This is a genomic window from Mycobacterium sp. E787, assembly GCF_001668725.1.
Taxonomy (GTDB): Bacteria; Actinomycetota; Actinomycetes; order Mycobacteriales; family Mycobacteriaceae; genus Mycobacterium.
Map to the genome: position 1 here is coordinate 56,581 of NZ_LZKL01000014.1, position 22,175 is coordinate 78,755.

Annotated in this window: 10 protein-coding genes; 4 read left to right on the forward strand and 6 right to left on the reverse strand. The window is 70.0% G+C overall.

Going from position 1 to position 22,175, the window contains the following annotated elements; genetic code table 11:
• Nucleotides 1–84 precede the first annotated feature (84 nt).
• On the forward strand, nt 85–12,594 hold the full coding sequence (locus A5705_RS01705; protein WP_068274843.1) for a type I polyketide synthase: 12,510 nt from the start codon (nt 85–87) through the stop codon (nt 12,592–12,594).
• Nucleotides 12,595–12,613: 19 nt separating this feature from the next.
• Complete coding sequence (locus tag A5705_RS01710) at nt 12,614–15,187, forward strand: sugar epimerase family protein (protein WP_068274846.1); 2,574 nt, start codon at nt 12,614–12,616, stop codon at nt 15,185–15,187.
• 38 nt (nt 15,188–15,225) lie between these two features.
• Here the strand turns inward: A5705_RS01710 and A5705_RS01715 are convergent, their stop codons facing one another.
• From A5705_RS01715 to A5705_RS01725, 3 genes are all read right to left on the reverse strand, one after another.
• On the reverse strand, nt 15,226–16,458 hold the full coding sequence (locus A5705_RS01715) for a cytochrome P450 (RefSeq protein WP_082956240.1): 1,233 nt from the start codon (nt 16,456–16,458) through the stop codon (nt 15,226–15,228).
• A gap of 74 nt (nt 16,459–16,532) precedes the next feature.
• Entirely contained in the window at nt 16,533–16,829 is a 297-nt protein-coding gene (locus A5705_RS01720) for a DoxX-like family protein (protein ID WP_082956235.1), read from the reverse strand.
• The gene (locus A5705_RS01725) at nt 16,826–17,707 is read right to left on the reverse strand and encodes an SDR family oxidoreductase (RefSeq protein ID WP_068274852.1); all 882 of its coding nucleotides are present in this window, start codon (nt 17,705–17,707) and stop codon (nt 16,826–16,828) included. The genes A5705_RS01720 and A5705_RS01725 overlap by 4 nt, the downstream gene beginning before the upstream one ends.
• 176 nt (nt 17,708–17,883) lie before the next feature.
• Between A5705_RS01725 and A5705_RS01730 the strand changes: the two genes are divergently transcribed.
• Complete coding sequence (locus tag A5705_RS01730; protein ID WP_231964202.1) at nt 17,884–18,441, forward strand: TetR/AcrR family transcriptional regulator; 558 nt, start codon at nt 17,884–17,886, stop codon at nt 18,439–18,441.
• Nucleotides 18,442–18,641: 200 nt separating this feature from the next.
• Here the strand turns inward: A5705_RS01730 and A5705_RS01735 are convergent, their stop codons facing one another.
• Nucleotides 18,642–19,268: a TetR/AcrR family transcriptional regulator gene (locus tag A5705_RS01735; RefSeq protein WP_068274854.1), complete on the reverse strand. Its 627-nt coding sequence runs from the start codon at nt 19,266–19,268 to the stop codon at nt 18,642–18,644.
• 226 nt (nt 19,269–19,494) lie between these two features.
• Between A5705_RS01735 and A5705_RS01740 the strand changes: the two genes are divergently transcribed.
• Nucleotides 19,495–20,577, forward strand: a complete 1,083-nt coding sequence (locus A5705_RS01740; protein ID WP_369829586.1) for a cytochrome P450 — start codon at nt 19,495–19,497, stop codon at nt 20,575–20,577.
• Nucleotides 20,578–20,608: 31 nt separating this feature from the next.
• On the opposite strand, the gene A5705_RS01745 is transcribed toward A5705_RS01740, so the two are convergent.
• Both A5705_RS01745 and A5705_RS01750 read right to left on the reverse strand, forming a co-directional pair.
• Nucleotides 20,609–21,364: a hypothetical protein gene (locus tag A5705_RS01745; RefSeq protein WP_067872727.1), complete on the reverse strand. Its 756-nt coding sequence runs from the start codon at nt 21,362–21,364 to the stop codon at nt 20,609–20,611.
• A gap of 65 nt (nt 21,365–21,429) precedes the next feature.
• Complete coding sequence (locus A5705_RS01750; protein ID WP_068274861.1) at nt 21,430–22,122, reverse strand: hypothetical protein; 693 nt, start codon at nt 22,120–22,122, stop codon at nt 21,430–21,432.
• Nucleotides 22,123–22,175: the final 53 nt, after the last annotated feature.

A 22,175-nucleotide genomic window follows, 5' to 3' on the forward strand; every position in this document is an offset into this window, starting at 1 on the left:
GCGACTCGGCCAGGGCGTTCAGCGGGGCCGCATCCGGCGGCTGCGGACGGCCACCTGCCGGGTGAGGGTTAGGCGAGGTTAGTGATGGCGGACCAACTCCAGCATGCGACCGAGGCGCTGCGCAAGGCGCTGGTCCAGGTGGAACGCCTGAAGCGCACCAACCGTGCGCTGCTGGAGCGGTCGAGCGAGCCGATCGCCATCGTCGGTATGTCGTGCCGCTTCCCCGGCGGCGTCGAAACGCCGGAAGACCTGTGGCGGATGGTGGCCGACGGCCGCGACGTGATCACCGAGTTCCCCACCGACCGCGGCTGGGACGTGGCGGGGCTGTACGACCCCGATCCCGACGCGCGCCACAAGACCTACGCCCGCAGCGGCGGCTTCGTGGACGGCGTCGCGGACTTCGACGCGGCGTTCTTCGGCATCGCGCCCAGCGAGGCGCTGGCGATGGACCCCCAGCATCGGATGCTGCTGGAGCTGTCCTGGGAGGCGCTGGAGCGGGCCGGGATCGATCCCGGCGGGCTGCGCGGCAGCGCCACCGGGGTGTTCGCCGGACTCATCGTGCAGGGCTACGGCATGTTGGCCGAGGAGATCGAGGGCTACCGGCTCACCGGCATGACGTCCAGCGTCGCCTCCGGTCGGGTGTCGTACGTGCTGGGTCTGGAGGGCCCGGCGGTGTCGGTCGACACGGCGTGCTCGTCGTCGCTGGTCGCGCTGCACATGGCGGTGCAGTCGCTGCGGTCGGGGGAGTGCGACCTGGCCCTGGCCGGCGGCGCGACGGTCAACGCCACGCCGACGGTCTTCGTGGAGTTCAGCCGCCACCGTGGGCTGGCGCCCGACGGCCGCTCCAAGGCCTACGCCAGCGCGGCCGACGGGGTCGGTTGGTCCGAGGGCGGCGCCATGCTGGTCGTCGAACGGTTGTCGGACGCCCAGCGGCTGGGCCACCCGGTGTTCGCGGTGGTGCGGGGTTCCGCGGTCAACCAGGACGGCGCGTCGAACGGGCTGACCGCGCCCAACGGCCCGTCGCAGCAGCGGGTGGTGCGCGCCGCGCTGGCCAACGCCGGGTTGTCGACGGCCGACGTGGATGTGGTCGAGGGCCACGGCACCGGCACGACGCTGGGCGACCCGATCGAAGCCCAGGCGTTGCTGGCGACCTACGGCCAGGACCGCAGCGAGCCGCTGTGGCTGGGCTCGATCAAGTCGAACATGGGCCACACGCAGGCCGCCGCGGGTGTCGCCGGCGTGATCAAGATGGTGCAGGCGATGCGCCACGAGACGCTGCCCGCTACCCTGCACGTCGATCGGCCCAGCCCGCACGTGGACTGGTCGGCGGGCGCGGTGTCGTTGCTCACCGAGGCGCGGCCCTGGCCGGTCGGCGACCGGGCTCGGCGGGCGGGCATCTCGTCGTTCGGGATCAGCGGGACCAACGCCCACGTGATCGTGGAGGCCGTCCCCGCGGTCGAGGTGCCGCAGCCCGGCCCGAAGCCCGCGGTGGTGCCGTGGGCGGTGTCGGCAAAGTCTGTGCCCGCGTTGCGGTCTCAGGCCGCCCGGCTCGCCGCTCATGTGCGCGCCCAGGGCGATCTCGATGTCGCCGACGTGGCGTGGACCCTGGCCGGCCGGACCGCCTTCGAGCACCGCGCCGTCGTGGTCGGCGGCGACCGGGACCGGTTGCTGGCCGGCCTGGACGAGCTGGCCGCCTCTGACGTCGAGGCGCCCATGTCGGTCATTCGCGGTACCGCCGCGCCCGCGGGCAAGACCGTCTTCGTCTTCCCCGGCCAGGGTTCCCAATGGGCCGGCATGGGTGTCGAATTGCTCGACACCGCAACAATTTTCGCGCAACAGATCGAGGCGTGCGCGCAGGCCTTCGCCGAATTCGTCGACTGGTCGCTGACCGACGTGCTGCGCGGCGCGCCCGGCGCACCGGCCCCGGACCGCGTGGACGTCGTGCAGCCGGTGCTGTTCGCGGTGATGGTGTCGCTGGCCGAACTGTGGAAGTCCGTCGGGGTGAGTCCCGACGCGGTGATCGGGCACTCGCAGGGCGAAATCGCGGCGGCCTACGTGGCCGGTGCGCTGTCGTTGCGGGATGCGGCGCGGGTGGTCACGTTGCGCAGCAAGCTGCTGAGGTCGCTGGCCGGCCCGGGCGGCATGCTGTCCATCGCGTGCAGCACCGAACGGGCGCGAGAGTTGTTGGCGCCCTACGGCAGCCGGGTCAGCATCGCCGCCGTCAACGGCCGGTCCGCCGTCGTGGTGTCCGGTGACGGCACGGCGCTGGACGAACTCGTCGGCTTCTGCGCCGACCTCGAGCTGCGCACGCGGCGGATCGAGGTGGACTATGCCTCGCATTCGGTCGAGGTCGAGGCGATCCGCGGCGAGCTCACCGAGGTTCTGGCCGGCATCGAGCCGCGGTCCTCGCGCACGGCCTTCTTCTCGACGGTGACCGGAAACCGTTTGGACACGGCCGGTTTGGACGCCGACTACTGGTATCGCAACCTCCGGCAGACCGTTCAGTTCGACCAGGCGGTGCGCAGCGCGTGCGAGCACGGGTACCGGACCTTCATCGAATCCAGCCCGCATCCCGCGTTGATCGCGGGGATCGAAGACACCGCCAACGCTTGCGGTGGAGACAGCGAAGCGCTCGTCGTTCCCACGTTGGGCCGCGATGACGGTGGGCTCGAGCGGTTCCTGACCTCCGCGGCGACCGCGTTCGCCGCGGGGGTGGGCGTGGATTGGCGGGGCGTGCTGGGCGGCGCCGGCTTCGTGGAGCTGCCGACCTACGCCTTCGACCGCCGGCGGTTTTGGCTGTCCGGCGAGGGCATCGCCGCGGACGCCGCAAGCCTGGGGCTGGCGACCAGCGAGCACCCGCTGCTGAGCGCGGTCGTGGAGTTGCCGGCCTCGGGCGGGGTGGTGCTGACCGGCCGGTTGTCGCCGAGCCTGCACGGCTGGCTGGCCGACCACGCCGTATCCGGTGTGGCCGTGTTCCCCGGCGCCGGATTCGTGGAGCTGGCGATCCGCGCCGGCGACGAGGTCGGTTGTGCGACGGTCGACGAACTGACGCTGCAGGCGCCGTTGATGTTGCCGGACAAGGGTTCCGGGTCCGGCTCGGTGGCCGTGCAGGTCGTGGTCGGCGCCGAGGAGGAAGGCGGCCGGCGTAGCGTGTCGATCTTCTCGCGCGCCGACGCCGGCTCCGGCTGGGTGTGCCACGCCGAGGGCATCGTCAGCACAGGGTCGGTCGAGCCGGTCGCGGAGCTGTCGGTGTGGCCGCCGGCGGGCGCGGTCGCGGCCGACGCCGCCGACTGCTACGCGCGGTTGGCGGCGCTCGGGTACGGCTACGGCCCCGCGTTCCAGGGGATGACCGCCACATACGTCCGCGGCGACGAGGTTTTCGCCGAGGTGCGGCTGCCGGAGGCCGCCGGCGGCGTCAACGGGTTCGGCTTGCACCCCGCCCTGCTCGACGCGTCGATGCACGCCCTGGCGGTGGCCGACCAAATCGCCGGCCAGCCCGACGAAGTGGTGTTGCCGTTCTCCTGGCAGGGCGTGACGTTGCACGCCGCGGGCGCCTCGGCCGTCCGCGCCCGCATCGCGCCGGCCGGAAGTTCGGCGGCCTCGAAGACGGTGTCCATCGAGCTCGCCGACGGGCTGGGGCTGCCGGTGCTCTCGGTGCGGGCGATGGTGGCCCGTCCGGTCAGCGAGCAGCAGCTGCGCGCGGCGGTGTCGGGCGCGGGCCCGGACCGGTTGTTCGAGGTGCACTGGGCGCCCGCGACGCTCAACACCAACGCCGAGCCGCCCTCCCACGAGGTATTCGAATCGGTTGCGGCCGGCGACGATCCGGTCGCCGGATCATACGAGCGCACGCACCGGGCGCTGGCCGCCGTGCAATCCTGGCTGACCCAGCACGACTCCGGGGTCCTGGTCGTCGCGACGCAAGGCGCGATGGCGTTGCCGGGGGACGACGTGACCGATTTGGCCGGCGCGGCGGTGTGGGGGCTGGTCCGGTCGGCGCAGACCGAGCATCCCGGGCGCATCGTGCTGGTGGATTCCGATGCGGCGCTTGACGATAACGCGGTCGCGACCGTCCTCGCCGCCGGAGAGCCCCAGGTGCTGCTGCGCGACGGCAAGGCGTACACCGCGCGGGTACGCGGCAGCCGCGCCGTCGACGGCATCATGGCGCCCCCGGCGGACGGGCCCTGGCGGCTCGGCATCAGTAGCGCGGGCACCTTCGAAAACCTGCAACTGGAGCCGGTTCCGGGCGCCGACGCCCCGCTGGAACCGGGCCAGGTCCGGGTGGCTTTGCGCGCCATCGCGACCAACTTCCGCGACGTCATGATCACCCTGGGCATGTTCACCCACGACGCCCTGCTCGGCGGCGAAGGCGCCGGCGTGGTGGTCGAGGTGGGGCCCGGGGTCACCGAGTTCGCCGTCGGCGATTCGGTGTACGGATTCTTTCCCGACGGCAGCGGCACGCTGGTGCCCGGCGACGTGCGCCTGCTGCTGCCGATGCCGGCCGACTGGTCCTACGCCGAAGCCGCCGGCATCTCCGCGGTTTTCACCACCGCGTACATGGCGTTCATCCACCTGGCCGAGGTGCGGCCCGGACAGCGGGTGCTGGTGCACGCCGCCGCCGGCGGCGTGGGGATGGCCGCGGTTCAGCTGGCCCGGCATCTGGGCCTGGAGGTGTTCGCCACCGCCAGCCGCGGCAAGTGGGACACCTTGCGGGCCATGGGCTTCGACGACGACCACATCTCGGATTCCCGCAGCCTGGAGTTCGAGGAGAAGTTCCGGGCGGTCACCGGCGGGCGAGGCGTGGACCTGGTGCTCGACTCGCTGGCGGGCGAATTCGTCGATGCCTCGCTGCGGCTGGTCGCCCCGGGCGGCGTGTTCTTGGAGATGGGCAAGACCGACATCCGCGACCCGGGTGCGGTCGCCCGGGAATACCCGGGTGTGCGCTACCGGGCCTTCGACCTGTTCGAGCCCGGCCGCCCCCGGATGCATCAGTGGATGCTGGAGCTCGCCGGGTTGTTCGAGGCCGGGATCCTCAAGCCGTTGCCGGTCACGACGTTTGACGTGCGCCGCGCGCGCGCCGCGCTGCGCTACCTGAGCCAGGCCCGCCACATCGGCAAGGTCGTGATGACGTTGCCTTCTGCGCCCGGTGCCGGGCTGAGTGCGGGCACGGTGCTCATCACCGGCGGCACCGGCATGGCGGGTTCGGCGCTGGCCCGCCACCTGGTGGGGCACCACGGCGTCCGCGACCTGGTGCTGCTGAGCCGCCGGGGCGCGGACGCGCCCGGCTCGGCCGAACTGGTCGCCGAGCTGGAGGCGACCGGCGCCCGGGTCCGGGTGGCCGCGTGCGACGCGGCGGACCGCGCCGCGCTGGCACGGGTGATCGCCGACATCCCGTTACTCTCCGGCGTGATTCATGCCGCGGGCGTGCTGGACGACGCGATGGTCACCTCGTTGACGCCGGAGCGCATCGACGCGGTGCTGCGCGCCAAGGCCGACGCGGCGTGGAACCTGCACGAGTTGACCCGCGACCTGAATCTGTCTGCCTTCGTGATGTTTTCGTCGATGGCCGGGCTGGTGGGTTCGTCGGGCCAGGGTAACTACGCGGCGGCCAACGCGTTCCTGGACGGGTTGGCGTCGCATCGGCGGGCGCACGGGCTGCCCGCGATCTCACTGGCCTGGGGCCTGTGGGATCAGGCCAGCGACATGACCGGTGGGCTGGGCGCGGCCGACATCGCCCGGCTGGGCCGCGACGGGATCCTGGCGCTGTCGTCGGCCGAGGCGATGGAGTTGTTCGACACCGCGCTGATCGTCGACGAGCCGTTCCTGGCGCCCGCCCGGATCGACCTCGGTGCGCTGCGCGCCCATGCCGTCGCGGTACCACCGATGTTCGCCGACCTGCTCAGCGCCCCGACCCGGCGCCGGGTCGACGACTCGCTGGCGGCCGCCAAGTCGAAATCGGCGCTGGCGCACCGCCTCCACGGGCTGCCCGAGGCGGAGCAGCACGCCGTCCTGCTGGACCTGGTGCGCTCGCACATCGCGACGGTGCTGGGCAACACCAGCGCCGAGGCGATCGACCCGGACAAGGCGTTCCAGGAGTTGGGCTTCGACTCGCTGACGGCGGTCGAAATGCGCAACCGGCTCAAAACCGCGACGGGGTTGGCCCTTTCGCCAACGCTCATCTTCGACTACCCGACGCCCAACGGCCTGGCCGGCTACCTGCGCACCGAACTCGCCGGAGTGCCGCAGGAAATCAAGCAGGCTCCCGTCCTTCGCGCCACCGACGACGATCCCATCGCGATCGTCGGCATGTCGTGCCGTTACCCGGGCGGCGTGGCTTCGCCCGACGATCTGTGGGCCATGCTGGCCGAGGGTCGCGACGTGCTCTCGGATTTCCCGACCGATCGCGGGTGGAACCTGGCCGGGCTGTACAACCCGGATCCCGACGTTCCGGGCACCTGCTACACCCGCACCGGCGGCTTCGTGGACGGTGTCGCCGATTTCGATCCCGCGTTCTTCGGCATCACGCCCACCGAGGCGCTGGCCATGGATCCCCAGCAGCGGCTGTTCCTCGAGTTGTCCTGGGAAGCCTTGGAGCGCGCCGGAATCGAGCCCGGCGGATTGCGCGGCAGCGCCACCGGCGTGTTCGCGGGTGTCTACACGCAGGGCTACGGCATCGGCGCCGCCCCGGCCACGGAAGGCTTCCGGCTGACCGGGCAGTCGTCGAGCGTGGCGTCGGGACGGATTTCGTACGCGCTGGGGCTGGAGGGCCCGGCGGTGTCGGTGGACACGGCGTGCTCGTCGTCGTTGGTCGCGCTGCACATGGCGGCCCAATCGCTCCGTTCGGGCGAATGCGACCTCGCCCTGGCCGGCGGCGTCACGGTCAATGCCACGCCCGACATCTTCGTGGAGTTCAGCCGCATGCGCGGGTTGTCGGCGGACGGCCGCTGCAAGGCCTACGCCGGCGCGGCCGACGGCACCGGGTTCTCCGAGGGCGGCGGCATGCTCGTGGTCGAGCGGTTGTCCGACGCACGCCGGCTCGGCCATCCCGTGCTGGCGGTGGTGCGGGGTTCGGCGATCAACCAGGACGGCGCCTCCAACGGGTTGACCGCCCCCAACGGTCCCTCGCAGCAGCGGGTGGTGCGCGCCGCGCTGGCCAACGCGGGGTTGTCGCCCGCCGAGGTCGACGCGGTCGAGGGTCACGGCACCGGAACGACTTTGGGCGATCCGATCGAGGCCCAGGCGTTGTTGGCGACCTACGGTCAAGAGAGGGCACAGCCGCTGTGGCTGGGGTCGATCAAGTCGAACATGGGTCACACGCAGGCCGCGGCCGGTGTGGCCGGGGTGATCAAGATGGTGCTGGCGATGCGTCACGAGATGTTGCCGGCGACGCTGCATGTCGACGAGCCCAGCCCGCACGTGGACTGGGCGATGGGATCGGTGTCGTTGCTGACCGAGGCGCAACCGTGGCCCGCGAACGGCCATGCGCGCCGCGCCGGGGTGTCATCCTTCGGGATCAGCGGCACCAACGCGCACGTGATCATCGAGGCCGTCACGGCCGAGGCCGCGCCCGTCCCGGAACACGCCACATTGCCGGTGGTGCCGTGGCCGGTGTCGGCAAAGTCATTGCCCGCGTTGGCTTCTCAGGCCGGTCGGCTGGCTGAGCACCTGCGCCGGCACACCGAACTCGACGTCGCCGACGTCGCGTGGTCCCTGGCGGGCCGCACAAACTTCGAGCAGCGCGCCGTGGTGGTCGGCGGTGGTCACGACGGGATGCTGGCCGGCCTCGACGAGTTGGCCGCCGGTGAGACCGGATCCGTCGTCCAGGGCACGGCAACGCCCGGCAAGACCGTCTTCGTCTTCCCCGGCCAGGGCGCCCAAACACTCGGCATGGGAAGGGAATTGCACGCGGCCTACCCGGTGTTCGCCGAGGCGTTCGACACGGCGGTGGGCGAGCTGGACCAGCACCTGCTGCGGCCGCTGCGCGACGTGATGTGGGGCAGCGACGAAACTGCGCTGCACACCACCGAATTCGCCCAGCCAGCCCTGTTCGCCGTGGAAGTCGCCATCTTCCGCCTGCTCGAGTCGTGGGGCGTGCGCCCCGATTTCGTGCTGGGCCACTCGATAGGCGAGGTGTCGGCCGCGCACGTCGCCGGTGTGCTGTCGCTGGAGAACGCCGCCGTCCTGGTCGCCGCCCGGGGCCGCTTCATGCAGGCGCTGCCGCCGGGTGGGGCGATGATCGCCGTGCAGGCCACGGAAGACGAGGTGCGGCCGCTGCTGACGCCGTTCCAAGAAGCCGGCGTGGGCATCGCGGCGGTCAACGGGCCTGCTTCGGTGGTGATTTCGGGCGCCGAAGGCCCGGTTGTCGAGGTCGCGGACCAACTCCGCGCCGACGGCCGCCGCGTCCACCGGCTCGCCGTCTCGCACGCATTCCACTCCCCGCTGATGGACCCGATGATCGACGAATTCGGCACCGTCGCCGCCGGGCTCGCCGTCGGCAAGCCCACCATTCCGATCGTCTCGAACGTCACCGGGCAGCCGGCGGGGGACGACTTCGCCTCCGCGGCGTACTGGAAGCGGCACGTCCGCGAGGCGGTGCGGTTCGCCGACAGTGTGCGCTTCGTGCACTCGGCCGGCGCCACCCGCTTCCTCGAGGTCGGGCCGAGCGGCGGGCTGACGGCCGCGATCGAGGAATCGCTACCGGATGCCCCCGTCACGACGATGTCGGCGCTGCGCAAGGACCGACCGGAGCCGGTTACCCTGACCACCGGCGTCGCGCACGGGTTCGTCGCCGGCATGGACGTCAACTGGCGCGCGGTGGTGGGGACCGGCAGCCTCGTCGAGCTGCCCACGTATGCCTTTGAACGACGGCGCTTCTGGCTGTCCGGCGACGGTGCGCCCGCCGACGCCACCGGGCTGGGGCTGGCCGCCGGTGAACACGCCCTGCTGGGCGCGGTGGTGGAGCTGCCCGCCTCCGGCGGCGTGGTGCTGACCGGTCGGTTGTCGCCGAGCACTCAGGGCTGGCTCAACGACCATGCCGTCGGCGGCGTCGTGCTGTTCCCCGGCGCCGGGTTTGTCGAGCTGGCGATCCGCGCCGGCGACGAGGTGGGCTGCGGGCTCGTCGACGAGCTGAACCTGGCGGCGCCGCTGGTGTTGCCGGCCGGTGGTTCGGTCGCGGTTCAGGTGGTGGTCGGCGGTCCGGACGACTCGGGCGCCCGTGCGGTGTCGGTGTTCTCGCGTGGCGACGCCGGCTCGGGCTGGTCGCTGCACGCCGAGGGCGTGCTGCGCGCGGGCTCGGCGCACCCCGCCGCGGACCTGTCGGCGTGGCCGCCGGTGGGGGCCGTCCCGGTGGATATCGGCGACGGGTACGAGCGACTTGCCGAGCGCGGCTACGGGTATGGGCCCGCATTCCGCGGCCTGAAGTCCATGTGGCGCCGCGGCGATGAGGTGTTCGCCGAAGTCGCACTGCCCGAGGACGCCGGAGTGTCGGTGACCGGCTTCGGGGTGCACCCCGCGATGCTCGACGCCGCGCTGCACGCGGTGATCCTGGCATCGGACGACGCCGAGCTCGCCGAGGGTTCGATGCTGGTGCCGTTCTCGTGGCAGCGGGTGTCGCTGCACGCCGCGGGCGCGGCGGCGGTGCGGGCGCGGATCATGCCGGTGGGCGAGTCGGCCGTGTCGATCGAGCTGGCCGACGGGTTGGGGCTGCCGGTGCTCTCGGTGGCGTCGATGGTGGCCCGGCCGGTCACCGATCAGCAGCTGTTGGCGGCGGTGTCGAATTCGGGGCCGGACCGGCTCTTCGAGGTCGTCTGGTCGGCTCAGCCGCTCACCGCGGTGCAGCCGGTCTCGTTGTCCGCTTGGGGGGCAACCGAACTCGAGCCGCCGGAGAACACCGAACGATCGGCGGTGCTGTTCGAATCATCGCCGGTGGCCGGCGACGTCGTGACGGACGTCTACGCGGCCACCCGCGCGGTGCTGCCGGTGTTGCAGTCGTGGCTGGCCCGCGACGGCGCCGGAACGCTGGTGGTGTCGACCCGCGGCGCGATGGCGCTGCCGGGGGAGGACGTCACCGACCTGGCGGGCGCGGCGGTGTGGGGGCTGGTGCGGTCGGCGCAGACCGAGCACCCCGGCCGCATCGTCCTCGTCGACACCGATGCGCCGCTGGACGCCGACGCGATTGCCGCGGCACTGGCCCCCGCCGAGCCGCAGGTGGTGCTGCGGGGCGGGACGGTCTACACCGCGCGGGTGCACGGCAGCCGCGGCGTCGGCGGCCTTTTGGTGCCGCCCGACGACGGGCCATGGCGGCTCGGCATGAGCAGCCACGGCACGATCGAGAACCTGCGGCTGGAGCGGATCCCCGATGCCGACACGCCGCTGGGCCCCGGTCAGGTGCGGGTCGCCCTGTCGGCCATCGCGGCCAACTTCCGCGACGTCATGATCGCGCTGGGCCTCTACCCCGACCCCGATGCCGTCATGGGTATCGAGGGCTCGGGTGTTGTGGTCGAGATCGCTTCGGGTGTGGCGCGTTTCGCGGTGGGCGACCGCGTCATGGGCCTCTTCCCCGACGGCACCGGGACGATCGCCACCACCGACCAGCGGCTACTGGTCAAGGTGCCGGCCGGATGGTCACACACCGCCGCGGCGACCGCGTCGGTCGTGTTCGCCACGGCGTCCTACGCCCTCGTCGACCTTGCCGGCGTCAAGCCCGGCCAGCGGGTGCTGGTGCACGCGGCTGCGGGCGGGGTGGGCATGGCGGCGGTGCAGCTGGCCCGCCATCTCGGCCTGGAGGTGTTCGCGACGGCCAGCCGCGGCAAGTGGGACACCTTGCGGGCCATGGGGTTTGACGACGACCACATCGCCGACTCGCGGAGCCTCGACTTCGAGGACAAGTTCCGGGCGGTCACCGGTGGGCGGGGCGTCGACGTGGTGCTCGACTCGCTGTCCGGCGACTTCGTGGACGCCTCGCTGCGGCTGGTCGCCCCGGGCGGGATGTTCCTGGAGATGGGCAAGACGGACATCCGCGAGCCCGGGGCCGTCGCCCGCGACCACGTCGGTGTGCGCTACCGCGCCTTCGATCTCTTCGAGGCCGGACCGGAGCGCATCGCGGCGCTGCTCGACGAGTTGGCGGCACTGTTCGGCGACGACGTGCTACAACCGTTGCCGGTCAGCAGGTTTGACGTCCGGCGCGCACCCGCGGCGTTGCGGTACCTGAGCCAGGCCCGGCACGTCGGCAAGGTCGTGATGAGCATGCCCGACGCCTGGGTGGCGGGCACGGTGCTGATCACCGGCGCGACCGGGATGGCGGGTTCGGCGTTGGCACGCCACGTGGTGTCCCGGCACGGCGCGCGCCACCTGGTCCTGATGAGCCGGCGCGGCCTCGACGCGCCGGGCGCCGCGGAGCTGGTGACCGAGTTGACCGCGGCCGGTGCCCAGGTGCAGGTGGTCGCCTGCGACGCCGCGGACCGCGAGGCCGTCGCCAAGGTGCTCGCCGACATCCCGGTGCAGCGGCCGCTGTCCGGCGTGATCCACGCGGCCGGCGTGCTCGACGACGCGGTGATCTCGTCGCTGACGCCGGAACGCGTCGAGGCGGTGCTGCACGCCAAGGTCGACGCGGCGTGGAACCTGCACGAGCTCACCCGCGACCTCGATGTGTCTGCGTTCGTGCTGTTTTCGTCGATGGCCGGGCTGGCCGGCGCGTCCGGCCAGGCCAACTACGCCGCCGCCAACTCCTTCCTGGACGGGCTGGCCGTGCACCGGCGGAACCAGGGACTCCCGGCGATATCACTGGCCTGGGGGCTGTGGGATCAGACCAGCGCGATGACCGGCGCGCTGGGCGCCGCGGATCGCGCCCGGTTCGGCCGGGACGGGATCGTCGCGATGTCCTCCGACGAGGCGCTGGAGTTGATGGACACCGCCCTGATCGTCGACGAGCCGTTCCTGCTGCCCGCGCACATCGACCTGGCGGCGCTGCGGGTCAAATTCGACAACGGCACGTTGCCGCCGATGTTCGTCGATCTGATCAACGCGCCGACGCGCCGGCAGGTCGACGACTCGCTGGCCGCGGCGAAATCGAAGTCGGCTCTGCTGCAGCGCCTCGACGGCCTGCCCGAAGACGAGCAACAGGCGGTGCTGCTGGACCTGGTGCGCTCCAACATCGCCACGGTGCTGGGCAGCTCCAGCCCCGAGTCGATCGATCCGGACCGGGCGTTCCAGGAGTTGGGCTTCGACTCGCTCACCGCCGTCGAGATGCGCAACCGGTTGAAATCCGCGACAGGGCTTCCGCTTTCGCCGACGCTGATCTTCGACTACCCGAACTCCGCCGCGCTGGCCGGCTACATGTACCGGGAACTCGTCGGCAGCTCGGAGCAGCAGACCCCGGCCGCGGCGCCCGGGGAGGCCGAGATCCAGCGCGTGGTGGGATCCATTCCGGTCAAGCGGCTGCGTCAGGCCGGGGTGCTGGAACTGCTGCTGGCGTTGGCGAACGAAGCCGACACCGGCGGTCCGGCGGCGCCCGCGGCGACTTCCGAAAAGGACATCGCGGACATGGATCTCGACGCCCTGGTCAACGCGGCCTTGCTGAACGACGATGACGGCGAATAGGCATGTTCGGGAGTAGCCCGTGAGGATTGCGGTCACCGGGGCCGGCGGTGTGCTCGGCCGCGGACTCGCCGCCCGGTTGCTCAGCCAGGGCCACGAAGTCGTCGGCATCGCCCGGCACCGGCCCGAAAGTTGGTCGAGCGCTGCCGAATTCGTCGTCGCTGACATCCGGGACGCCGACGCGGTCAGGCGCGCCGTCACCCGCGCGGACGTCGTCGCGCATTGCGCGTGGGCCCGCAACAGCGAGCAGGTCAACATCGGCGGGACGCGCAACGTCCTCGACGCGATGGCCGAAGCCGGAACCCGGCGCATCGTCTTCCCGTCGTCGGCACACGTCTACGGCGGGGGAGATGCCTCGAAGACCGAATGCGACACGCTGAACCCGACGTCCATCGATGGGTGGCAGCGGGCGCGCGTCGAACAGCTGCTCGCCGGAGCCGAGGCCGAATCGGTGGCGATTCGCTGCGCGCTCATCGCCGGTCGCGGCGTCGACAACTGGGTGCGCCGCGTCTTTGCCCTGCCGGCGTTTCCCGGACGATTCGCCGATCGTCCCGTTCAGCTGGTCCACCTCGACGACGCGCTCGCGCTACTGACGCGCGCGGTCCTCGACACCGAAATCAAAAGCCAGACAATAAATCTCGCGGCGTCAGGCGCGCCGACATTCCAGCGGATCGCGGCCGCCCTCGGGCGGCCGGTCGTGCCGATGGTTGCCCCGTTCGCCGAACTGGCACTCGTGCAGAGCGCGCCGCCGATGGATACCAGACGCCTGCGCGAGGAATGGGGATACCAGCCGGCGTGGAACTCCGACGAATGCGTCGACGACCTCGCGCTGGCGGTGCGCGGGCGGGTCACGCTGGGCAAGCGGGTGCTGTCGCTGCCGTGGCGCCTCGCCCATATCCAGGATCTGCCCGCCGTCGATGCCCCCGCGAAGGACGGTGTTGCGCCGGTATTGGCCGGGCCGGGAGGGGTCAACGGCGAGTTCGATACGCCGATAGACCCGCGTTTCCCGACATTCCTGGCGACCAACTTGTCCGAGGCGCTGCCCGGCCCGTTCTCGCCGTCGTCGGCATCGGCGACGGTGCGCGGGCTGCGGGCCAGCGCCGTGTGCGTCGCCGAGCGGCTGCGGCCGGGGGGGATGATCCAACGCGAGATCGCCATGCGCATGGTCGCGGTGTTCGCCCACCGGCTCTACGGCGCGATCACGACGGCGCATTTCATGGCCGAGACCGTTCCTTTCATCAAGCCGGCGACGGTGGTCAGCAACAGTGGGTTCTTCGGCCCGAGCATGGCGTCTCTGCCGGTCTTCGGCGACGAGCGCCCACCGCTGGAATCGGGCCGTGCCCGAAGGCAATTGCGCACCCTGCGCAACATCGGGGTATTCGGCGTCAACCTGCTCGGGCTGAGCGCCGGCTCGGCCGGAGACACCGAGGCCTTCGTCGCGGACGTCGATCGGTTGGAGCGTCTCGCGGGCGACGACCTGACCCGGCTCGACGACCGCCGGCTGCTCAGCCTGATCCTGTTGGCGCGCGACCACGTGGTGCACGGCTGGGTGCTGGCGGCGGGTTCGTTCCTGCTGTGCGCGGCCTACAACGTGTTGTTGCGCGCCCTGTGCGGACGAGATACCGCGCCGCAGGCCGGCCCGGAACTCGTCAGTGCCCGGTCGGTGGAGGCCATGCAGCGGTTGGCGGCTGCCGCACAACGCGATCCGGATGTGGTTCGCCTGCTGGGTGAACCGGGGGAGCGCCTCGGCAAGCTGGCCGTCGACGCCCCCGAGTTCCACGCCGCGGTGCTCGCCGAGCTGGCGCTGATCGGGCATCGTGGCCCCGCGGAGCTCGAGATGTTGTCAACGAGTTACGCCGACGATCCGGAGTTGCTGGTCCGAATGGTGACCAAGACCCTCAGCGCGGCTGCCGCGCCGCAGCCGGTGCATCCGGCGATTCCGTTGCACGCCAAGCCGGTCGCGGCTCTGGCGGTGCGGCAATTGCGGGATCGCGAAACCCGCCGCGACAAAGTGGTGCGGGCCAATTGGGTGCTGCGTGGCCTGCTGCGCGAGTACGGCCGGCGGCTGGTCGACGCCGAGGTCTTCGAAAGCGCCGACGACGTGTTCTATCTCCTGGTCGACGAACTCGATGCTCTGCCACCGGATGTCGCGAAGCTGGTGGCGGCGCGGCGGTCCGAGCAGCGCCGGCTGGCCGGTGTCGTTCCGCCGACGGTGTTCAGCGGGAGCTGGCAGCCGACCACGACGTCGGCGCCGGCGCTGGCGGGCGGGGACACCCTGCGCGGGGTGGGCGTCTGCGGCGGCCGGGTGCGTGGCAGGGTGCGGATCGTGCGGCCCGAAACGATCGACGACCTGCAACCGGGCGAGATCCTCGTCGCCGAGGCCACCGACGTCGGCTACACCGCCGCGTTCTGCTACGCCGCGGCCGTGGTGACCGAGCTCGGTGGCCCGATGTCGCACGCCGCCGTGGTGGCCCGCGAATTCGGTTTCCCGTGTGTGGTCGACGTTGCGGGGGCGACCCGGTCCCTGCGACCGGGTGCCCTCGTCGAGGTCGACGGCGCCACGGGCGAGATTCGGGTGCTCGAAGCGGGCCCCTAGGAGGCTGGGTCTCGTTGGCGTACTAGCAATGGTCTATGTCAGGCCGGGGTGAGGCGGATCGGCAAGTGGGTCGGTCCGCGGAGCGAGCTGTGCGTCGACCACTGCGTCGCGCCCTCGGGAATGATTCGGGCGACGCGGGTGACGAGTTGCCGCAGCACGGCCTGGGCTTCCATGCGGGCCAGCGGTGCCCCCAGGCACATATGCGCGCCGTAGCCGAACGCGACGTGCGTTCGCGGGTCGCGGTCGGCCCGGTACTCGTCGGGGTCGTCGAACGCGGTGGGGTCGCGGTTGGCCGCGCCGAAGGACAGCAGCACGCGTGATCCGGTGGGGATGGTGACGTCGCCGATTGGGTAGTCGGCCCGGGTGTAGCGGTAGAGGTTCTGGATGGGAGTGGTGATGCGTAGCTGCTCCTCCACCGCGAGCGGGATCAGGTCGGGGTTGGCGCGGATCAGGTCGTACTGATCCGGCCGGCGGGCGAGCGTGTCGAACATTCCGCCCAGCAGGTTGGTCGTTGTTTCATTGCCCGCGATCAGCAGGTGGATGGCGATGAGCAGAAGCTGACTGTCGGTGAGGCTGCCGTCGGTGTTGTGCTCGATGAGCCGCCCGAGCACGGTGTTGGACCCCTTGAGTCCACCCGTGGCGAATTGGCCTGTGAAATAACGCTGTAACGCCAACATCGCCGACATCGTCTTGGCCGCATCGACGAGACTGGACAGCGTGGGCGTCAGGTCCATGACTCCGACGGCGCGTTCGGACCAACGGCGGAAGTCGCCGATGTCGGTGTCGGGTATTCCGAGGATCTGGGCGATCAGGCTGATCGGCATCGGTATGGCCAAGCGCTGTACGACATCGCAGCCCGGGTCGTTCAGCACGTCGGTGACGAGGTCGGTGGCCAGCTTCTCGGTCATCTCCTGCCAGGACTTCATGGCGCCCTTGCTGAATCCCGGTTGGACTTGCTTGCGCAGCCGGGCGTGTTCTTCGCCGTCGGTGACCACTGCCAGCGGGCCCGAGATCCTCAGTCGGGTTACCCCTTGGGCGCTGGTGACCTGGTCGGTGTCGCGCAACGCGGCCCGCACGTCGTCAAGCCGGCTGAGGATGAAGGTGGCGCGCCTGGGGTTATAGTGCACTCTGCCGCTTCGGTGCAGGGCGCGGTAAGCGTCGAACGGGTCCGCGGCGGTGGCGGGGTTCTGCGGATCGTAGTCGGTGTTGATGGCGCCGGTCCAGCCGTCGTAGCCGCGTCGGCGGGTCCGGATGGCGGCGGCGACATTCATCCGCACGGCGCGAGCGACCGGACTGAGGGTTTGGGCTGCCTTGTGGGCGGTCTGGCTGATCGACACCGTCGTTCCTATTCTGACGACCGCATGCGGAGTTGGGTACGAAGGATGCTGATCGTCAAATAGGTGATGTAGCAGGCGGACAAGACGGCCGTTGGTCGACGCGTGTCTGCGCGCAGCAGGAGGACGCCGAGCGCCGTTTCGATCGCGCCGTTGAGGTAGGTGAAAGTGCGAGCGTGGTTGGGGAAACCGAGGCGATTGAAGGGATCGAAGATCCGCGGAACGAGGAAGTGCGCCACACCGATCAGGCCGCCCAGGAGGCCGAGCGCTTGGCGTGTGCGCTCGCTGCGCGTGTCGATGTTGTTCATGGCGATGTCGTCCTCATTCGGTGAATGCGGGGCTGCGCGTTGTGTGCTGCTACCTTCAGTAAGTTTTTGGGCGTGAACGCCGCCAGAACGCCACCGTCGCAGGCGATGTCCACACCGGTGAGGTAGCCGGGCTTGGTCGAAGCGCAAAAAGCCAGCACTTCGGCGACCTCCTCGGGCTTCCCAAAGCGCTTCAACGCGGCCAGTTTCACCATCGCGCCCGATCCGGCTCGCTCCTCCAGCCTGCCCATCTCGGTGTCGATGCTGCCCGGAGACACCGAGACGATGCGTGCGCCGTGGCTGCCGAATCGGGCCGCTTGAGAGGCGCAGTACCACGTCACGAAGTTCTTGCTGATGGAGTACGCCAAACCGGGGCGTATTCCGGTCGGCACGATGTTGCAGGCGGCGCTCATCTTGGCCATGAATCGGTCCTCGTTGCGCAGAGCGTCCTTGAACCGTCGCTTGGGTATGAACAACCGAGGGAACATGTGCGCGGCCATGGACGCGACATTGACGATCGCGAACCCCTCACGCGCCAGCGGGAGGAACGCCTCGTTGACATGGACCGTGCCCAACGCGTTGATGCGCAGGATGTGCTCGGCGTCGCCCATGCTAGGACTGACACCCGCCGTGTGGATCACCGAGGTCACCGAGCCCGACGACGTTGCGGTGGCGATCAGCTCTGAGACCGAGGAGCGGTCGGTCACGTTGCATTCGACCGTCACGCAATCGATTCCGAGGCTCTGTAATTCGGCTGACGCGGCTTGTAGGCGGCTGGGGTTGACATCGCTGACGACCACCAGCCGGTCTTGCCCGACGATCTTTGCCGTGGCCAGTCCCATGCCACCCGCGCCTCCGGTGATGACGCACAGCTCGCGCATGTACCCACCTTCACGACCAGACGCACGCCGTCGGCGACGACCACCAACAATTACGAGAAGAATTTTCTCGTTAATCGTTACACATCATGGCGCCGTTGCCTAGGCGCGCGGTCGAACCATTGCTCTAGGTTCTTCATGTGAGCCAATCTCGGCGGGGGCGACCGCGGAGCGCGGCCGTGCACGAGGCGATCCTTGAAGCCACCCGCGCGCTGCTCGTCGAAGCGGGCTACAGCGGTGTCTCGATGGACAAAGTCGCAGCGATCGCCGGTGTGGCTACCCAAACGGTGTATCGACGGTGGCCGTCTAAAGGCCCCCTGGTGGCCGAGGCGGTCATGCGAGCCTACGACCAGACCGACTTCACGCTTCCGGATACGGGAGACACGGTCGAGGACTTGAGAACCTGGATGCGCGCGTACGCCGAAATCGGTTCCGCTGCCGAGAATGTCGCCCTCGTCCGCGCTCTCGCCGCCGCCGCCGCTGAAGACCTGAGCGACCGCGACACCCTATACCAGCAACTCACCGGCCGTTTCCACGATGCAGTGTCACGCCGGTTGCACGCCGGAATCTCGATGGGCCAGATTCGGGCGGATGCCGATGTCGAAGCTGCCACCGACGCACTCATCGGAGCAACGCTCTACCGCATGCTCAGCGTTACGACGTCGGCGCGGGAAACGACCGAACGCTATTACGGACTGATAGACACGCTGATGTGCGGCATCTCGACGCCGAAGTGAGCTGATCAGAAGGCGACACCGAGGATCGGGTCAGCGGGGGGATCCCGAGAAGATGGACGTGACCGCGCCGACAACATCCGGCGCCCCACTGCCGCTGGAGAGTGCAAAGCAGCCGACAATTGGCGACGCGCGCTGACCGTTGACGACGCGCCGCGGCGGTACATGTGTGCCCGGGGGTGGTCGCGGGACGAACGCGACCTTCACACCCGCCAGCTACCGGGCTCCGAAATGCGCAGAGCGGCGCCGGCCGGCAGCACCTTTGCCTCGCCCACGGATACGGCGTCGAGCAGGAGGGCAACGTAGCGCCGCCAGCCGTCGCTGTCCGGATCCATCGTCGGCAGCACCGCGTAGAGCATCGCGATGATGCGCGGAAGATCATCGCCGACCAGGTCGGCGCGGACAAGCCCGGCCTCTTGGCCCCGCCGCACCAGCTCGTAGAGCGCCGTGTTCAGCGAGTCCGAGATGTCGGCGGTCAGCGACCCGGCCCGGTGAGCGGCGGTCAGCAGGTGCCGTTCGCGGGCACCGAGTCCTATTGCCGCTTCGATCAATTGGTGCAGGCCACGCAAGGGGTCTTCCACGCTTCGCGCGTCCTCGATCGCCGGGGTGAGGTCCTCGGCGACGCTTTGATCCAGGGCCGCCCGGACCAGGTCGGCCTTGGCCGGAAACCTGCGGTAGAGCGTTCGCTCGCCGACCCCCGCGCGGCGGGCGACGGCTTCAATGGGCGCATCCGGCCCGAGTTCCGCGTACACGGCCCGGGCGGCGCGCAGTATGCGCTCGGCGTTACGCGCCGCGTCCGCCCGCAACGGCCGGTCTTCAAGCGCTGTCATCTGCACAGCCTAACTGACGGTTGACTGCCACCTGCGGGGGTTTTACGCTGCTTCGTATAACTGGCAGATGGCTGACATTTAAGGCGGAAGCGCTGATATGACACGGATTTCCGAGCTTTCCGAGAAGGATCTTCCCGTCATACCGGCGCCGCGCGATGCGCGGTGCCCGCTTCATCCGCCGGCCGACTTCGTGAATTGGCGTCAGGAGCCCGGACTGCGACGGGCGATGTATCACGGGCGGCCGGCCTGGGTGGTGAGTCGCTACCACGACATCAGGGCGGCGCTGCTGGATCCGCGCCTGTCCGCGGACACCATTCCGGCCGCCATGAAGCCGGCGAGCCCGGACAGCACCACCCCGGTGATGTTCGCGCGGATCGACGACCCGGAGCACCATCGGCTGCGACGGATGCTGACCAGTGACTTCACCTTCAGGCGCTGCGAGAGGATGCGGCCGCATATTCAGGCATTGGTCGATCAGCACCTCGACGAGATGATCGCCGGCGGGCCGCCCGCGGACCTCGTCAGTGAGTTTGGCCTGCCGGTGCCATCACTGGTGATCGCGTTGTTGCTGGGTGTGCCATCCGAAGACCTGGGCTTCTTCCAGCACCACTCCACGCGTGGGCTCGAGTGGACCACCACGGACGAGCAGAGGGCGGAGTCCTTCGGGGCAATGTATGCCTACATCCAGCAGCTGGTGGATCGCAAGGCGGGCGATCCCAGTGATGATCTGATCAGCCGCCTCGTCACCGGCTACGTCGCGACCGGGCAGCTCACCCGCGAGACGGCGGCCATGACGGCCGTGGTCATGATGCTGGCCGGCCACGAAACCAGCGCCAACATGATTTCGCTGGGAACGGTTGCGCTGCTTGAACATCCAGACGTGTTCGCCCGGCTGGGTAAAACCGACGACCGCGCCGTTGTCGCCAACATCGTCGAGGAGCTCATGCGTTATCTCAGCATCGTGCACAGCCAGGTGGATCGGGTGGCGACGGAGGATTTCATCCTCGGCGGTCAGCCGATCCGTGCCGGAGACATGGTGCTGATGAACCTGCCCGCAGGAAATTGGGACACCGAATTCGTCGACGATGCCGAAACTTTCGACCCCGAACGAAATACCCGTGGCCACTTGGGTTTCGGCTACGGCACCCACCAATGCATAGGCCAGAATCTCGCCCGGGTGGAGATGCAGGTCGCATTCGCCACGCTGGCGCGACGGCTACCGGGGCTGAAATTGGCGGTGCCGCCGGACGAGCTGAGGTTCAAAGAGGCGGACATCTACGGCATGAAAGAGTTGCCGGTCAGTTGGTGAGCAACTTCGCGGCCATCGCAGACGGGCACGACTAATTCGCCCTGCGGAAGCTACGCCAGATCACGAACCCCACGGCCACCGCGGCGCCCAACACCACGGTGGTCAGCATCGTCTGCAGCGCGTCGATCGCGATCCAGCTGGGCTCGTAAGAGCCCGTGGCGCCGACGCATTCGAAGCTCACGCTGGTGCCCGACTGGCCGGGCTTGTAGCTGTAGGCAGTGGTGTCGTACGCCAGTTGGTACCCGCTGTCGCACACGAAGGGGCTCGTCCACATCGCGCTCGCCGGCATCATCGCGGTCAACGACGCCGCAGCCCCGATGCAGATGCCGAGGGCCCCGATGATCGCCCCGATCCGATCGGGCCAACCCCGCATGCCCCACGGCCGGCGGCGGCCCTGCGCGACGTGGCGCCTCGAGCCGACCTGTTGGCCAAAGCCGAGCGGCTGTGGGATGCCGCCGACCGCGCCGTAGTCCGGTGTGGCGCCCTGCCCGGAATACACGACCGAATGCCCCACCTTGAACGTCGCCTTGCCGTGCTTGAAGACGTTGTCGATCTGCTCCGGCGAAAGGCCCGCCTGGGCCGCGGCCTGTATGAAAGCCTCTCGATGCTGCGCCATTTCGGGCGCGGACGGCCCCCCGGGGCCCGCGGGACCGCCGGAGCGTAAGCCCTCCCACAACGACTGTGCGTACTGGCGCGCGCGATCATCGGGATCCTGCCCCGCCGCCTTGGCTTCGGCCAGTTGACGTTCCAGGTCAGCGATGCGCTTTTGGGGATCGTCGGCGTCCATCGGCAAATGGTCCCACGCCCAAACCGCCGATGCGGCAGAATTCAGCGCCGCCTGAGGTGCAAAGCTCAGCAGCTGAACGCCGTGCCGACGCCGTCCGGCGGCGGCACCGACTTCAGGCATCCGAAGGACTGGATGCCGGCGGTCGCGAACCGCACCGCCGACTGATGGGCGTAGTTCACGCAGAACAGTCCCGATTCATCGGAGCGGCAGCGGTAGTCGCCGAACGACAGCGAATCCCCGTTCGCCAGCTCGGGTCCGTTGCCGTTGAGGAAGGGACCGGGGTCGGCGCGGGCCGACCCGACCTGGAGCTTCGTTCCGTCGAAGTCGACCCACCCGCCCTTCCAGTCGCCGTAGGCCGTGTCCGGTCGCGGCGGGGGATTGGTCAGGTTCACCAGGCACGCCAGCGCACCGCCGGTGTGCTTGGCATCGGTCATGCAGGAAACTTTGCCGGCTTGGGCGGTCAGCGCGATGTCATTGCCGAGCGGCGTGGCGGCGCCCTCCCGCGTCGCGCTGTGATAGCGGCTGGGATCGGCGAGGTGACCTGCTTCGATCCAGGCGACGACGTCGGAGATGGGGGCCCCGACGCCGGGCGCGGCCGAGGGCGCCGGCGGTTTGCTGCCCGACGGCCCCGTCGTTGTCGTCGGGGCGGCCCCGCCCGGGGTCGGCGAGACGGCCGGTGGCTGTCCCGAGTTGTTGCCTGTCGTGTGCGAGCAGCCGGCGACCAGCAACGTGGCTGCGACCAGCGCGGCGATCCGCATCCAGCCAGGCTAACCGCCACGCCCGGGATTCGGCCGCTACTCGCGCCGCGGGC